General features: G+C 72.2%; 19 protein-coding genes. 18 read left to right on the forward strand and 1 reads right to left on the reverse strand.

The features are described from left to right. The 5 genes from RVR_RS15845 to RVR_RS15865 all read left to right on the forward strand — a co-directional run bounded on the left by RVR_RS15845 (position 1) and on the right by RVR_RS15865 (position 3,161). On the forward strand, positions 1–885 hold the full coding sequence (locus tag RVR_RS15845; RefSeq protein ID WP_202234470.1) for a hypothetical protein: 885 nt from the start codon (positions 1–3) through the stop codon (positions 883–885). A 23-nt stretch (positions 886–908) separates the two neighbouring features. Further along, entirely contained in the window at positions 909–1,316 is a 408-nt protein-coding gene (locus RVR_RS15850) for a hypothetical protein (protein WP_202234471.1), read from the forward strand. Beyond that, a complete protein-coding gene (locus RVR_RS15855; protein ID WP_202234472.1) occupies positions 1,313–2,629 on the forward strand; it encodes a hypothetical protein in 1,317 nt (438 codons plus the stop codon). Before RVR_RS15850 ends, RVR_RS15855 begins: the two co-directional genes overlap by 4 nt. A gap of 109 nt (positions 2,630–2,738) precedes the next feature. Further along, positions 2,739–2,909 carry a hypothetical protein gene (locus RVR_RS15860; protein ID WP_202234473.1) on the forward strand — a complete coding sequence of 57 codons (171 nt, stop codon included), beginning with the start codon at positions 2,739–2,741 and terminating at the stop codon, positions 2,907–2,909. A gap of 114 nt (positions 2,910–3,023) precedes the next feature. Next, a complete protein-coding gene (locus tag RVR_RS15865) occupies positions 3,024–3,161 on the forward strand; it encodes a hypothetical protein (RefSeq protein ID WP_202234474.1) in 138 nt (45 codons plus the stop codon). Positions 3,162–3,169: 8 nt separating this feature from the next. On the opposite strand, the gene RVR_RS15870 is transcribed toward RVR_RS15865, so the two are convergent. Then, positions 3,170–3,781, reverse strand: coding sequence for a hypothetical protein (locus tag RVR_RS15870; protein WP_202234475.1), 612 nt, complete (start codon positions 3,779–3,781; stop codon positions 3,170–3,172). Between the two features lie 159 nt (positions 3,782–3,940). Between RVR_RS15870 and RVR_RS15875 the strand changes: the two genes are divergently transcribed. The 13 genes from RVR_RS15875 (at position 3,941) to RVR_RS15935 (ending at position 13,282) form a co-directional block, all read left to right on the forward strand. Beyond that, positions 3,941–4,378 carry a hypothetical protein gene (locus RVR_RS15875; protein ID WP_202234476.1) on the forward strand — a complete coding sequence of 146 codons (438 nt, stop codon included), beginning with the start codon at positions 3,941–3,943 and terminating at the stop codon, positions 4,376–4,378. A gap of 35 nt (positions 4,379–4,413) precedes the next feature. Next, positions 4,414–5,181, forward strand: coding sequence for a mucin-2 (locus tag RVR_RS15880; protein WP_202234477.1), 768 nt, complete (start codon positions 4,414–4,416; stop codon positions 5,179–5,181). Between the two features lie 153 nt (positions 5,182–5,334). Further along, on the forward strand, positions 5,335–5,697 hold the full coding sequence (locus RVR_RS15885; RefSeq protein ID WP_202234478.1) for an SWIM zinc finger family protein: 363 nt from the start codon (positions 5,335–5,337) through the stop codon (positions 5,695–5,697). 9 nt (positions 5,698–5,706) lie between these two features. Next, positions 5,707–6,288 carry an HNH endonuclease signature motif containing protein gene (locus RVR_RS15890; protein WP_202234479.1) on the forward strand — a complete coding sequence of 194 codons (582 nt, stop codon included), beginning with the start codon at positions 5,707–5,709 and terminating at the stop codon, positions 6,286–6,288. A 25-nt stretch (positions 6,289–6,313) separates the two neighbouring features. Continuing rightward, positions 6,314–7,228 carry a hypothetical protein gene (locus RVR_RS15895; RefSeq protein ID WP_202234480.1) on the forward strand — a complete coding sequence of 305 codons (915 nt, stop codon included), beginning with the start codon at positions 6,314–6,316 and terminating at the stop codon, positions 7,226–7,228. A 37-nt stretch (positions 7,229–7,265) separates the two neighbouring features. Then, positions 7,266–7,529, forward strand: a complete 264-nt coding sequence (locus tag RVR_RS15900; RefSeq protein WP_202234481.1) for a hypothetical protein — start codon at positions 7,266–7,268, stop codon at positions 7,527–7,529. Between the two features lie 117 nt (positions 7,530–7,646). Further along, positions 7,647–8,246: a hypothetical protein gene (locus tag RVR_RS15905; protein ID WP_202234482.1), complete on the forward strand. Its 600-nt coding sequence runs from the start codon at positions 7,647–7,649 to the stop codon at positions 8,244–8,246. Positions 8,247–8,278: 32 nt separating this feature from the next. Next, complete coding sequence (locus tag RVR_RS15910; protein ID WP_202234483.1) at positions 8,279–8,644, forward strand: hypothetical protein; 366 nt, start codon at positions 8,279–8,281, stop codon at positions 8,642–8,644. Between the two features lie 167 nt (positions 8,645–8,811). After that, positions 8,812–9,324 carry a hypothetical protein gene (locus tag RVR_RS15915; protein WP_202234484.1) on the forward strand — a complete coding sequence of 171 codons (513 nt, stop codon included), beginning with the start codon at positions 8,812–8,814 and terminating at the stop codon, positions 9,322–9,324. A 134-nt stretch (positions 9,325–9,458) separates the two neighbouring features. Continuing rightward, on the forward strand, positions 9,459–9,758 hold the full coding sequence (locus RVR_RS15920) for a hypothetical protein (protein WP_202234485.1): 300 nt from the start codon (positions 9,459–9,461) through the stop codon (positions 9,756–9,758). A 65-nt stretch (positions 9,759–9,823) separates the two neighbouring features. Further along, positions 9,824–12,502, forward strand: a complete 2,679-nt coding sequence (locus RVR_RS15925; RefSeq protein WP_202234486.1) for a DUF3560 domain-containing protein — start codon at positions 9,824–9,826, stop codon at positions 12,500–12,502. Positions 12,503–12,618: 116 nt separating this feature from the next. Further along, positions 12,619–12,912 carry a hypothetical protein gene (locus RVR_RS15930; protein ID WP_202234487.1) on the forward strand — a complete coding sequence of 98 codons (294 nt, stop codon included), beginning with the start codon at positions 12,619–12,621 and terminating at the stop codon, positions 12,910–12,912. Positions 12,913–12,973: 61 nt separating this feature from the next. Further along, entirely contained in the window at positions 12,974–13,282 is a 309-nt protein-coding gene (locus tag RVR_RS15935) for a hypothetical protein (RefSeq protein ID WP_202234488.1), read from the forward strand. Positions 13,283–13,304 lie beyond the last annotated feature (22 nt).

The following is a 13,304-nucleotide window of genomic DNA, read 5'->3' on the forward strand; positions in this document are numbered from 1 at the left end:
GTGGACCGCACCCCCACCGACGACACCGAAGAGACCGAGGACGACACCCCGGCCCCGGCCCCGTTCCGGGTACGCGACGTCTTCGCCTTCCGCCGCCGCTCCGAGCCCGAGCCGGTCGAGGACGCGGAGCCCGAGGTGCCGCCCATGCCCGCCGCACCGCCGACGGTCCCCGCCCAGCCGGGCCACGGCGGCGGCCGGCTCCCCGCCTGGTGGGAGCCGAAGAAGGACATCCCCGCGACACCGGCCCCCGGCGGCATCAAGTGGATCAACGGCGTCCCCCACCACGTCCCCGCGCCGAAGCCGAAGGAGTGCGAGCACCCGAACCCGCACGCGGTTCACGCCCGCCCCACCGGCAAGCTCGTCGCCTACTGGTGCGAGGACTGCGAGACGCAGCTCGACGTACCCGAGGACTACGACGAGCTGTCCGACCTCGAAGACCAGGACGCCGACGACGACGGCGACGAGGACGGCGAGGTCCCGGCCTCGATCCGCCGCCGCTGGAGCCTGCGGGGGAGCGGCAAGAAGACGTACACCCGACCCACGTACGGCCCCAGCACCCCCGAGGCGAAGCAGAGCCTCGTGGGCTGGTGGACCGGGCGCTCCGCACAGTCCCGGTGGCTCCTGTACAACGGCGTCGCCCTCGGCGCCGGCTTCGCCCTCGGCGTCCCCCAGTTCTTCACCGACGAGGTCGCCTACCTGGTCGCGACCTACGACTCGTGGACGGCGTTCTACGTCGTCGTCTGGTACGGCGTCGCGCTCGGCATCTGGATGTGGGACTTCCGCACCCGCAACTGGCTCCCGCCGTTCGCGCTGGCCGCCCGCATCCCCCTCATCTCGATGGTCGTCGGCGCGCTGCTCTACGGCACGCCCAGCCTCCCCGCCTGATCTCACCTCGAAGGAAGCCCGCAATGAACTCCCTGCTCGGCACCCTCGGGCCGGTCGGCCTCGCCGCCGTCCTAACGGTCGTTCTCCTCGTCGGCACCAAGGGCGAGGGCCAGGCGAAGGCGCTCAGCTGGGGCTGGTGCCTGTTCCTGTCCGTCCTCGCGGGCGCGGCCTACGCCGCGGGCGGCTGGCCGTTCACGCTCGTGCGCGGCCTGGTCAACGACCTCATCGGCATCGTGAACAGCTTCCTGCCCGGCATGACGCTCCCGGCCATCGGCCTGTGCATGATCGCGATCATCATGTGGAAGAAGCTCAGCCGCCGCGGCGTCTCGATGCTGGGCATCGCGTTCTGGTACGTCGCGGCCAGCGCCGACGGGGGACTCGGCATCCTCGCGGAGAAGATGGGCGACATCGCCCAGCGGCTCGCGTCATGAGCGCCGCCCACCTGCACGCAGTCCCCGACCCCGACCCGGAGCACGACGGCGACGAGCACCAGGAGCCGGGGGAGCAGCCGGTACCGGTGCCCGCCCTCGTCACCCCGCCCGCCGTCGACGACCAGCTCGACACCGCGGCCGTCGACGAGGAGCCCGAGCGCGAGGCCGACGGCGACGAGGAGCTGGGGGAGCAGCCCGAAAGCTGGATGCCCGACCTGCGGCCGTACTGCGACGTGCGCCCGCTCGCCGAGCTGGGCCCCCTCGCGGTCGAGGTCGGGCGGCACGCAGGCCCGCCCCTGCTGCGCGCCGTCGTCCGCCTCGTCCGCGCCATCGGCCGGTTCCTGCGGGACGTCGGCAAGATGATCCGCTGGTACGCGGCCGGCGTCGTCGTCCTCCTGGTCCTGCTGGCCGGTTGGCTGTCGGGCAGCTTCGGCAAGCGCGGCAGCGTCGGCGCCCGGTTCGCCGGCGCGGGGCTCGCCGCGTACGCCATCGCGAAGACGTGCACGCAGTTCCCGGCCGCGCCGTGGATCACGCTCGCCCTCGTGATCGTGATCGTCGCGATGGCGAGCGCGGGTCAGATCTCGGTCCCCGAGAAGAAGGCCAAGGGGAAGAAGGGCGACGGCAAGAAGGGCGCCACGGAGAGGGGCGGCAAGAAGACCTCCGCGAAGAGCAAGGCGACCGCCGACGAGGGCGAGGAGGAGACCGCCCCCGAGGCGGACGAGGAGGCCGCCCCCGCCGAGTCCCGGCGCGGCCTCCGCGCGCTCCTCGGTGCCCGCCTCAAGAGCACCCCCGCCGAGCCCTCCCCCGAGGACGAGAAAGAGGCGCCGGAAGAGGCCGCGATCGAGCCCCCGGAGGAGGCCGAAGAGGCCCCTGCGGCACCCTCCCGGGAGGACGTGATCCGGGCCCTCCACGACCTCTACCGAGGGGGCAGCGGGGTGCTGTCCACCGCCCTCGCTCAGCGGCTCCAGCTCCCCCACACCCGGGCCCTGCGAGAGGTGCTGACGGCGGCCGGAATCACCCCCCGCCCGGGGGTGCGCACACCGGCCGGGAACGGGCCCGGCGTACACCGCGACGACATCCCGCCGCTGCCCTCCTCCGAGAGGGGCCCCCAGGGGTCCGGTGTTGTTGCAGGTCAGACCGCCAACGCCAACGCCAACAACGCCGGAAGCGGCCCCGAAGAGGGGTTGGGTGTAGAGGGCAACGTTTGGACGTCGGAGGAGCTGGCGCAGGGCTACCGCTGGGTGCAGGACCCGAGCAAGCCGTGCGCCTGGCAGATCGAGCACCACCCCGATCACGCCGCCGGGAAGAAGTGACCGGCGGCCGGATCGCAACCACGCTCGGTTTGTGAACCTGTGCGGGGTGTAGCCACGAAGGGGCCGAGTCCGTCATGATGGGAGGTGATCTGAAATGAGGGGACAGACGATGACTCACATCCAGCACGGACAGCAGTGCTGCTGCTGCCACGGGCAGGCGGCCCTCCAGGCCGAGGAGCGTGAGCCGTTCCGCTTCACCGACATCCCGCTGGGGCAGTGGATCGCCGGCGGAATCATGACCCTCGTGATCGTCGGCGGCATCCTGATCCGCCACATGTAGACCCCCGCCCCGGTCCCCCGTCGGGACGGGAACAGCGAAGGCCGCCCATGACGATCATGGGCGGCCTTCGGCGTGTACCCTCCCCGGTCCAGCAGCGCGGCGGAGGGTGACGTCATGGCGGGAACGACAGCGTTCGTGTGGGTGCTCCTCGGCGGCTGCATCGTCGCGATCACCGCGGTGGTCGCGCGCGCAAAGATCGAGATCGCCCGCATCCAGGCGAAGGCCGGCCAGGACGCGGCACGGCGCGGCTGAGCCTCCGGCTACCGGCGCACGATGGCGGGGTCCGCTCCCGGCTGCTGCACGTACCAGTCGTACGGCACGGTGACCGCCTTCGGGACGCCGTTCTCCTCGATCAGCTTGTGGTCCGAACCGCGCTTGCGGCGCCTCGGCACGTTGTGCGCGCGGGCGATGACCCGCACCTGCTCCTGGCTCCACGGCAGGTGCTCGGCCATCTCCGCGTTGGTCAGGGCCGGGTGAGCTTTCAGCTCGTCGGCGATGCACCGCTCCAGCTCGGCGCGCGCCTTCTTCTCGTCGTCGACCGCCAGGTTCCACGCGGCGAGCAGGTCGCGGAGCCGTTCGCTGAGCGTGTAGACCGGCGCCTCCCCCTCGGCCTGGCGGTGCCGCTCGCGCGGCGGCACGTCCCGGTTCGCCATGAGCAGCCGCAGCATCTCCGCCGTCCACGGCAGGTGCTGCGCGAGGACGTTCAGGGTGAGCTGCCGGTCGTCCCGCAGCTCCTGCGCGATGCCCGCCTCCAGGGCGCCGCGGGCCTGCGGCTCCGTCTCCTTCACCACCTTCGTCCAGGCGGCAAGGCAGGCGCGGAGCTGGTCACTGGGCTGGTAGCCGCTCGCGGGCGGGCTGTCGGTGGTGGCCATGCCGGAAGTCTGGCACAAAGCCGCCAGGATAAACGCGGCCGTCAGATCCAAGGATTGGAAAAACCTTGCCTGACCTGGGCCTTTCTCGCCCAAACGAGTCTGGACAGAGGTGGGGCGGGGAGGACTGAAGACGACACACCAACCACCAGGGAGAACCGGATGTACGACGTCACCCTCCAGCACCCCGCCCTCGACGAGCGGGTCTACGCCTGCCAGAGCGGCGGCGAGCTGCGCACCCTCGCCTACGGCATTGCCCGCGCGCAGGGCCAGGCCGTCACCGACGACCGACAGATGATCATCGACGTCGGCGACCTGCGCTCGCAGGCCGACATCGACGGCACCGGCCTCCTGACGGTCGGCGAGATCACGATCAAGGTCGAGCCGGCCGACCCGGCCGCCCTCCCCCGGCCCCGCTTCGGCCCCGACGCACTGATCAGCCTGACGGGCGACCTAGACGACGCCGAACTCGAGGCCGCCGGCGGCTGCGGCGACTGCGGCCTGGAGGCCGACCAGATGTGCGCCGCCTGCGGGCTCTGCAACTGCGACCGGCACGACTCCTGCACCCGCCCGCCCGCCACGAGCGCCACCCCCCAGTAGCCCGCCGCCCCACTCACCCACGAACGGAGCGCCCCGTGCGCAACTACGCCACAGCCCAGGCCCTCGGCTCCCGCGTCACCCAGTGCGACGCCACCGCCGTCCACACCGCGCCCGACGGCGCCCGCGCCTTCGTCCTGCTCGACGGCATCGGCGACTACCGGAGCGTCCGCACCTGGACCCGGACGGCCGCGCGGCGCGTGGCCCGCGCGGCGTCCCGCCGGGCCGACGCCGAGGCCGGACTGCGCCACATCTACGAGGACTACGCGGCCGACCCGGACCGTCAGGACCCGTACACCCGGCGCTACATGCCATCGGCCGCCGCGGTCGTGGCCGTCACCGCCCCCGGCAAGCCGCTGATGCTCGCCTGGTCCGGCGACGCGAGGGCGTACCTCCTCACCCGCGGCCTGACCCGTCGGCTCACGGAGGATCACAACCTGCGCCGGGTCTACCCGCCGTCCGCGACGTATCCGGAGGGCGGCGACCGGAACACGATCACCTCGTACCTGGGGCACGCGCACAGCGACGAGGAGGCGGCGGGCCGGTACAAGCACCCGGCGATCGAGACCGCCACCGTCAGCCTCGACGGGCCGGCCCGGCTGGTCCTGGCGTCCGACGGCGCGTACGAGCCGCACGCGGACGCCGGGCACGACCTCTTCGTGGAGCTGGCCTTCGAGCCGCTGGAGGAGGTGGCCCGCGACTTCGTCGGCCTGGCCGTCGAGACCTCGCTGCGGATCACGGCGGAGGCGGACCCGGCCGAGCCGTACGCGGACAACGCCAGCGTTCTCCTCGCTGATCTGGCCTGAGCGCTTCCCCGGCGCCCGGTGGGGGCTGTCGGACGCCGGGGATCGCTTGACCATTCTTTGACCAAATTATCTTGGATAACAGAGTTACCCCAGATGTATTTGGTCAATGAAGAAGGTGTAACCCACTCCACCACCACCCCCCAGGGAGTCGCCATGGCCACCACCACCGAGACCGAGACCATCACCCGGTGCGCAAGGTGCGGTCGGCGGCTCAGGAACGACAGCCCGGACGGGTACGGCCCCAAGTGTCGGAGGCGGGTCCGCAAGGCCACTCGATCGACCGAACTCGGCCAGTACAAGGAGCACTTGGTTGAGAAGGCGGTCGAACTGCTGGAGCAGGGCGGTCTGATCCCCCTCCGCAAGACCAGCAAGAACGTGGTCTTCCTGGCGGTCAGCTCGGACGGCGCCACGGCATACCGGACCGCCATGGCCGCCTGCACCTGCCCCGCCGGCCTCCGCGCGGCCTACATGTGCAAGCACCGGATCGCCGCCCACATCATCAGCCTCGCCGCTTAGGAGTCAGCCTTGCCCTTCGAACTCCCCCCGCGCTTCTGGCAGAAGACCCAGGAGGAAGACCGCGGTTACGAGACGCCCTGCCTGACCTGGACCGCCTACCGGAACAAGGAAAACTACGGCCGGTTCTCCTTCGAGGGCCGGAAGTGGCTGGCTCACCGACTGGCTTACGTGGCAGCCAACGGGCCGATCCCGGACGGGCTTGAGATCGACCACCTGTGCCGGAACCGCGCCTGCGTCAGGGTCAGCCACCTGGAGGCCGTGACGAGGCGCGTGAACCTCCTGCGCGGCACCGGCTTCGCGGCCACGAACGCCCAGGTCACGCACTGCCCACAGGGACACGCGTACACGCCGGACAACACCTACGTCCAGCCTCGCACCCGGCAGCGGGACTGCCGGGCCTGCAAGAGGGAGCAGGAGCACGGCGGTCGACCCGCGTCGGCCGACCGTACGCACTGCCCGCAGGGCCACCCGTACGACGAGGCCAACACCCGGATCACGAGCAAGGGCTTCCGGGCCTGTCGGACCTGCGACCGCGAGGGCGGGCGGGAGCGCATGAGGCGCACCCGAGCCCGCCGAAACAGCAGCCAGTAACCCGCCCCACCACCCGGAGGACCACATGACCAGCAACACCGACAACGCCGCCCGCCGCCTCGCCCTGCTCGCCGGCATCGTCCGGGACCGCGCCTACCACCCGCAGCCGTACGAGATCGACCGGCTGGTCGGCCTCCTCGAAAGCGCGGCGGCCACCGCGGCGGTCGCGCCGCTGGAGGACGGCCGGCGAGTCCCGGCCGTCACGCTGGACACCGTCCAGGAAGCCGCGGACCTCATGGAGGCCCACGACTTCCACATCCCGGCCTCGATCCTCGGCTACGTCCTGGCGCCCGCCCTCGGCGACGTCCCGCCGATGAAGGCCCTGGGCGCGGTCACCGAGCAGCTGGCCCGCCAGGACTTCGACTTGCAGAAGCGCCGCAACACCGTGCTCCACGGCGACCGCCTGAACTCGGACGACGACGAGACCGTTGCGTGGGCGCTCCGGGCGCTGGTGACGATCCTCTACAAGCACGAGCGCCTGGCCGCCGTGGTCGCCGTCGACAACGCCCGGCCCTGCAACCGCGGGCTGACCCCGTTCCACCTGATCGCGCTCCAGCAGCAGGCGAAGAAGGCCGCGGCCAAGGCCGGGCCGACCGACGGGGCGAAGCTGATCGCGGCGCTCGCCGCCTACTCCATCCCCGCCTTCTTCGCCGAGGACAGCGGCGTCTCCTACGTGCTGGTCGGCGTCGACCAGACCGCCGACGAGGGCGACGCCCACACCGGCCCGAAGGTGTTCCTGTACTCCGGCGAGAACGCCGACCTGGCCCCCGCCGAGCACGTGGAGCCGTGGACGGCCGCCTTGTACGACGGCGAGGGCGAGTACCTGAACGAGCTGTTCACCGCGCAGGCCGGGCTCACCATCGAGGCCGAGTGCGCGCACGCGGCCCTGTGCCTGGCGTCCTGGCTGGCCGACCACGCCGACCGCTACCCCCGCGTCTGACCTCCCCTCACCCACCGCCCCGAAGGAGAAACCCGCCATGTCCGACCACGCCATCACCTGCCAGCACCCGGTGCCCACCCACTTCGCGATGCCCTGTGTCCGCTGCCTGCTGAGCAACCGGCACTCCCAGGCGACCGTTCTGATCAGCGCGGCCAGCGGTCACGGGCTCGCGGCCTGCGAGGCACACCGTGGGGCGACCGCCACGGTCGTCCCGGAGATCGAGGTGGACGACGACAACGCGCTCCGGGTGCTGTTCGGCCTGCCGGAGCTGCCCGAGGCGGCCGGCGTCGGCCGGGCCTGACCCGTCCTAACTTGACGCTTCTTTGACCAAATCCTCTTGGTTTACGAGGGTAAACCAAGAGAGCTTGGTCAATGAATGAAGTACGACACACCACCCCCCACCGAAAGGGCGCAGCACATGTTCCACGAGACGGTCACCCACGCGAGCGGCGAGAGCCGGGGCCACGCCAGCGAGGCCCACGGCCTGCTCCTCCTCCGGCGGGCGCTCAAGCGCGGCCACGCCATCCAGGCCACCCCGGCCGGCGGGGCCTCCGTCACCTGGTCCCTCCTCGGCAACGGCGGCCGGTCGGTCGTCCGCTCGATCACCCTCGCCCCCCACACTCCGGTCGGGACGCTCACCGACGAGACGGTGGAGGACCTGGCGGTCATCGACGGCACCGAGACCGTCCGGTACGGGCTGCGCGGCGGCCGACGCGTCATCACCGCGGGCCTCTTCGAGATCCCGGCCCTCACGACCGCCCGCTACCGGGCCCGCAGCCTCGTCACCGCCGATCACACCGACCGCGTGCGCCTCACCCTGACCGCCCGCCTCGGCCTCCTCGCCCGCGAGCACCAGGCCGACACCGACACGGCCCTGTGCGCCTGCGGCCGGCTCTCCGCCCTCCCCGCGTCGCCCGAGGAGGCCCGCTCCCTCATCCGGCGCCACCGCGAGACGGTCGCCGCCGAGTTCGTCGGCTCCCTCCCGGCCGCCTTCACCGCGGCCGTCGCCGCCTCCTGACCCACCACCCCACGAACCGAACGGACAGCGCCATGAGCACCAGCATCTTCGACCGCATCGCCACCGACGGCACCACCGGCGGCAGCCACGACATCGTCCGCATGGCCGACGGCCAGCGCATCACCCTCACCACCCGGCCCGGCTCCCCGTTCGGCATCGACGAGGTGTTCCTGTGGCCCGGGGTCGACGCCCCGTGCAACGACGGCTGGCAGAACGAGGACTCGGTGGAGCTGTGGCTCACGGCCGGCGACACCGGCCAGGACGCGGGCCGCCTCTTCTACGAGGTCCCCGTCGAGGACGTCCGGGCGCTCATCGAGGAGCACGGCGGCGAGCACGCCGACCAGGCCGCCGCCACCGAGGACGAGATCCGCGAGCTCGTCGCCAAGCACTCGGCCTGACCCGCCCCGCCGGACACGGCCCGGACAGCTTGTCCGGACAGTGTCCGCCCAGGTAGAACCCCCACCCCCCGCCCGGCCGGTCGGCCGGAACGGACAGCGTCCGGACAGCGACCCGGACGCGTCCGGACAGCCCCGGCGGCACCCACGAGGCAAGGAGCACCACCCCCATGCAGGACACCCAGATGACCCCGGAGCGCTACGGCGGAGAGCCCCTGTACGCGGGCCTCGCCCGCGACTACAGCCAGCGCGAGCGCCCGTTCACCGTCACCGTGGCCGGGCCCGAGCGCTACGACGGCGGGCGCCCCACCACCTACGTCCTGGACGCCTGCTCGACCGAGAAGGCGTGGGCGCAGGCGCTCGCCTGGCACATGGCGGCCGAGGAGACGCCCGACTGCTTCGTCCTCGAAGACGGCTCCTTCGAGGGGACGCCGGGCGGGACGGCCGGCATCGGCTGGAGCGACCTGCGGCCGGAGTACCGGCGCCAGCGCGCGCTGGACGACCTGGCGGACCAGGCCACGGAGCTGGTCCGCGCCTTCGACGAGGCCACCCGCACGCACATGGGCCCCGACGGCGAGGTCCAGGCGGAGCACCGCCCGGCGTACGAGCGGGCGGTCTCGCAGGTGCGCTTTGACGGCTGGGCGATGGTCCGCGCGCTGTCCGCGCTCGACGGCCGGAGCTGACCCCCGGCGGCCCCGTTCCGGGTCCGGACGGGGCCGCCAAAATCACCCAAACTTTTCTGGATATCAGAGTTACCCCAGACGTATTTGGTCAATGAAGAAGGTGTAACAACCACCACAGAACCGGAGGAAACGACATGGCCCTCACCGATCAGCGCTGGCAGATCCGCTACAGCTACCCGGCCCCGCCCGAGGCGTGGTGGGCGAAGAACGGCCTGGAGAAGAACACGACCTACCTCAACAACGGCGAGGAGAAGCTGACGCCCGAAGAGGCCGCCGCGATCGTCGCCCGCCAGTACCGGCACGAGGGCCCGCTGACCGACATCACGGTCTGGCAGGAGACCCCCAAGGAGCGCGATGCCCGCCTCGCCGCCCGCCGGAAGGCCGAGGCCGACGAGCAGAACGGCATCTGGTGGGGCATGGGCGGAGCCAACTGACCGCCCCACCGACACGGCCCGGCACACGAGTGCCGGGCCGCCCCCACCCCCGAAGGAGGAACCCCATGGCACTCATCCAGAGCGCCCGCACCCCCACCATCGCCCTCGCCCGCGCCCTGCGCCGGGCCGGTCTCGCCCAGGGCCGCGGCAAGGACTTCCGGGTGGAGGGCCAGTACCGGGACGGCGAGCGCGTCGCCACGTACGCCCTGCTCCTCACCCAGCACGCTGACGAGACGGTCGCCGCCCACGCCGACGACATCGAGCGCTGGACCAGCGAAGACGGCGGCTGGTCGTTCACCGTGAGCGTCCGCTACATCGACGGCAAGCCGCGCCCTCACACCACGATCAGTAACGGGGCCGTCGAGCGGATCCGCGAGGAGCCGCCCACCGTCACCCCCGAACCGGCCCCCGAGCCGGAGCCGGAGCCGACGGCCGGCACGGCGGTTCTCGAGGACCCGGCGGAGCCGGAGAAGGGGGAGCAGCCCCCGGCGCCGCCCAAGGCGTCGGTCACCATCACCCACACGCGGGCGGAGGGGACGCTCCTGGACGGCTCCCGGAAGGGGGACGGCGTCTACGAGCTGGTCCGGCCGTTCGGCTTCCGGTCCTTCCGCTCCCTCGGGATGCTCGGCATCCAGCGCTCCCGGGACCGCGAGGCCGACCGCTGGCGGATCAACCGGGCGACCGCCGCGCTCCGGGACGCCGGGTACGAGGTCACCGTCGAGATCGACGAGACCCAGCGGCGCAGCTTCGCGGAGGCCGAGGCCGAGCGGCTGGAGCGGGCCGAAGACCGCGCCGAGCGGTTCAACGACCGCGCCGACCGGGCGGCGAGCAACAGCAACGCCCGCCACAAGGCGGCGATGGGCGCGCTGGACGGCATCGAGCCCGGCCAACCGGTCCTCGTCGGTCATCACAGCGAGCGCCGCCACCGGCGCGCCATCGAGCGCAGCGACAACCACATGCGGAAGTCGATCGAGGAGAGCGACAAGGCCACCCACTACGGCCACCGCGCCGAGGCCGCCGAGCAGTACGAGGGGCGCCGCTACGACCCCAACCGCACCCGGCGGCGGCTGGAGAAGCTGAAGGCGGACCTCCGATGGCACGAGCGGGCGCGCGAGCGCTCATCGAACACCGGACGGCACGACCGGGCGATCGCGGACCTGAACGAGGAGATCGCCCACTGGGAGAGCGTGGTCGAGAAGGCCCGCCAGGACGGCGTGAAGCTGTGGGAGGCCGACGACTTCGCCCCCGGCGACTTCGCCCTGTACTACGGCACCTGGTACCAGGTGAAGCGAGCCAACCCGAAGACGCTGAGCATCGCGTGGGACCTGCGGCAGACCCGGCAGGTGCTGACCTTGGAGGACGCCACCGAGACCGGCACGACGTACACCTTCACCCTCGACTACACCAAGGTCAAAGCCCGCTGCCCCGACGAGGCGATGCGGGCGTTCCTCGCGGACGGCAAGGTGCCCGGCACCAAGTTGGCGCGGGCGGCCTCCGAGGCGCAGCCGGCGAGCGCGGTCCGCGCGGCCCTGGCCGCCAAGCCGAAGGTGAAGAAGCGCAGCGACCCGAAGATCCCCAAGCGGGTCAAGGTCGTCTCCGAGTGGGACGCCACCGAGGCCACGCTGACCTACCTCGACGGGCGGGGGAAGCCGCACAAGCTGTACGAGCCGGTCACGATCAGCGCGCCGGAGGGCGAGAAGTTCACCGAGGCCGCCTCGTCCCGGTCGCTCCTGGCGGCGGTCACACGGCATCTGGAGGAACACGGCTTCCAGTACCCGGACGGCCGGTGGACAGGCGGCTCCAGGAGCGGCCTCATCCGCTCCATCGAGCCCGTCGCGGCCGAGGGGGCGCCCCCGGCGAGCGAGCCCGAAGCCGCCCCGGCGCCCGAGCCGCAGCCGGAGGCCCCCGCGGCGGATGAGCCCCCGGCCGGGGAGCCGGAGCCCGCGCCGCCGGTGGCCGAGCAGGAGCCCGCAGGGCCACCGGCCGACGATCCCGCCCCGCCCGTCGAGGACCCGGCGGAGCTGCGCCTCCAGCGCGAGCAGGCCGCGGTCCTCGGCTGGTCCGCCGGTCAGGCCGAAGTCGTCATCGCCGCGGCGGCCGGACGGCTCTACCGCCACGTGTTCGGGACGCTGCACTGTCAGGACCAGCCGGGCACCGTGGGCCGGGCCATCTCCAACCACCGGCTGAACGCCCTCACGAAGGCAGGGTTCCTCACGGTCGGCGCCCCGGACGCGACCAGGCGGCGCCCCATCCTGGTCACCGTCGACGGGCGCCGGGCCGTCATGGTCTGGAAGCGCTGGAAGCCGAAGCCGGTGGAGATGAACCGCGAGCAGGAGTGCGAGCGGCTGCGCCCCCTCCTCCACGGCGAGCAGGCCCGCAGGCTGGCCCGGCAGGCCCAGGAGGCCGAGGCGGAACGGAAGGCCGCGAACGCCGAGTTCCACGAGGTCCACCAGCGGCTGATCGCCTGGGAGGACCGGGATGACCGGCTCTGGCGCGCCTGGGCGAAGGTGAACGGCATCGCCTACCGGCTCCAGCGGCGGCCGGCCGGGTGGGTGCCGACCGAGGAGGAGATCGCCGAGCACCGCCTGGACGCCGAGGTGGTCGCCGAGCTGCGGGCGGACGCGGAGAACCCGGAGCCGAAGCCGGTCCTCCCGGCGCTCAACCAGCGGCCGACGCCGGACCTGCCCCCGATGGACGCGGACGACCAGACGCCCGAGCAGCTTGACCTGTTCGCCATCGCCTGACCTGCCCGATTGACGATTCTTTGACCAAACTTCTTTGGATATCAGAGTTACCCCAGAGGAGTTTGGTCAATGAAGAAGGTGTAACACACACCACCACAACCCCCCAGGAGTCAGACATGGCCACCACCACCGCCACCACCCGCAAGCCCATCACCCCCACCGCCCTGACCGCCGACGAGCTGGCCGACTTCCTGGTCGAGCAGGTGATCCCCCTGCGGGCCCTGTTCCACTCCGGCAACCCGGACACCCAGACCGGCTCGATCGTCGTCCACGACGGCGTGATGGACATCGCCAAGGCCCTGCGAGCCGGAGACATCGCCCCGGTCGTCGCACAGGTCCGGCTGGTCGGCATCAACCGGCGGGCCGCCCGCTACTACGTCCGCACCATCACCGCCCACCGCCCGGCCTGACCCGCGCCTCCCCCCGGCCCGGCACCCGCCGGGCCGGCCCCTCTCCCCCGGAAGGAACTCAATGAACGCCCAGCCCACCGCCCCCGCCATCTCCGCCGACGAGCTCGGCGAGGCCGTCGGCAAGATCGCCGGTATGGTCGCTCGCTCGCTGCACGAGTCCTTCCCGCACCTGGACGTGGAACAGCTCGCCGAGACCTTCACCCGGCCCCGGGCGGTCGACATGATCGCCGCCCGCTTCCTCACCGGACTGGACAACGGCCGGACGGCCGGCGAGGCCGCCGCCGACACCGGAGTGGCCCTCATCCACGCATGGGCCGACGCTCGCCTCGCCGCCCGCGCCCAGCTCGCCGCCGACAACCCGACCGCCTGACCCCCCACGCGGGGCCCGGCGA

Source organism: Streptomyces sp. SN-593 (assembly GCF_016756395.1).
GTDB lineage: Bacteria > Actinomycetota > Actinomycetes > Streptomycetales > Streptomycetaceae > Actinacidiphila > Actinacidiphila reveromycinica.

Bases quoted from the DNA above. Each gene is read 5' to 3' on its own strand.
- RVR_RS15915 (WP_202234484.1), top strand. From the start codon at position 8,812: ATGCAGGACACCCAGATGACCCCGGAGCGCTACGGCGGAGAGCCCCTG.
- RVR_RS15900 (WP_202234481.1), top strand. From the start codon at position 7,266: ATGTCCGACCACGCCATCACCTGCCAGCACCCGGTGCCCACCCACTTC.
- RVR_RS15935 (WP_202234488.1), top strand. From the start codon at position 12,974: ATGAACGCCCAGCCCACCGCCCCCGCCATCTCCGCCGACGAGCTCGGC.
- RVR_RS15910 (WP_202234483.1), top strand. From the start codon at position 8,279: ATGAGCACCAGCATCTTCGACCGCATCGCCACCGACGGCACCACCGGC.
- RVR_RS15930 (WP_202234487.1), top strand. From the start codon at position 12,619: ATGGCCACCACCACCGCCACCACCCGCAAGCCCATCACCCCCACCGCC.
- RVR_RS15865 (WP_202234474.1), top strand. From the start codon at position 3,024: ATGGCGGGAACGACAGCGTTCGTGTGGGTGCTCCTCGGCGGCTGCATC.
- RVR_RS15905 (WP_202234482.1), top strand. From the start codon at position 7,647: ATGTTCCACGAGACGGTCACCCACGCGAGCGGCGAGAGCCGGGGCCAC.
- RVR_RS15925 (WP_202234486.1), top strand. From the start codon at position 9,824: ATGGCACTCATCCAGAGCGCCCGCACCCCCACCATCGCCCTCGCCCGC.
- RVR_RS15875 (WP_202234476.1), top strand. From the start codon at position 3,941: ATGTACGACGTCACCCTCCAGCACCCCGCCCTCGACGAGCGGGTCTAC.
- RVR_RS15895 (WP_202234480.1), top strand. From the start codon at position 6,314: ATGACCAGCAACACCGACAACGCCGCCCGCCGCCTCGCCCTGCTCGCC.
- RVR_RS15850 (WP_202234471.1), top strand. From the start codon at position 909: ATGAACTCCCTGCTCGGCACCCTCGGGCCGGTCGGCCTCGCCGCCGTC.
- RVR_RS15870 (WP_202234475.1), bottom strand. From the start codon at position 3,781: ATGGCCACCACCGACAGCCCGCCCGCGAGCGGCTACCAGCCCAGTGAC.
- RVR_RS15860 (WP_202234473.1), top strand. From the start codon at position 2,739: ATGACTCACATCCAGCACGGACAGCAGTGCTGCTGCTGCCACGGGCAG.
- RVR_RS15885 (WP_202234478.1), top strand. From the start codon at position 5,335: ATGGCCACCACCACCGAGACCGAGACCATCACCCGGTGCGCAAGGTGC.
- RVR_RS15855 (WP_202234472.1), top strand. From the start codon at position 1,313: ATGAGCGCCGCCCACCTGCACGCAGTCCCCGACCCCGACCCGGAGCAC.
- RVR_RS15920 (WP_202234485.1), top strand. From the start codon at position 9,459: ATGGCCCTCACCGATCAGCGCTGGCAGATCCGCTACAGCTACCCGGCC.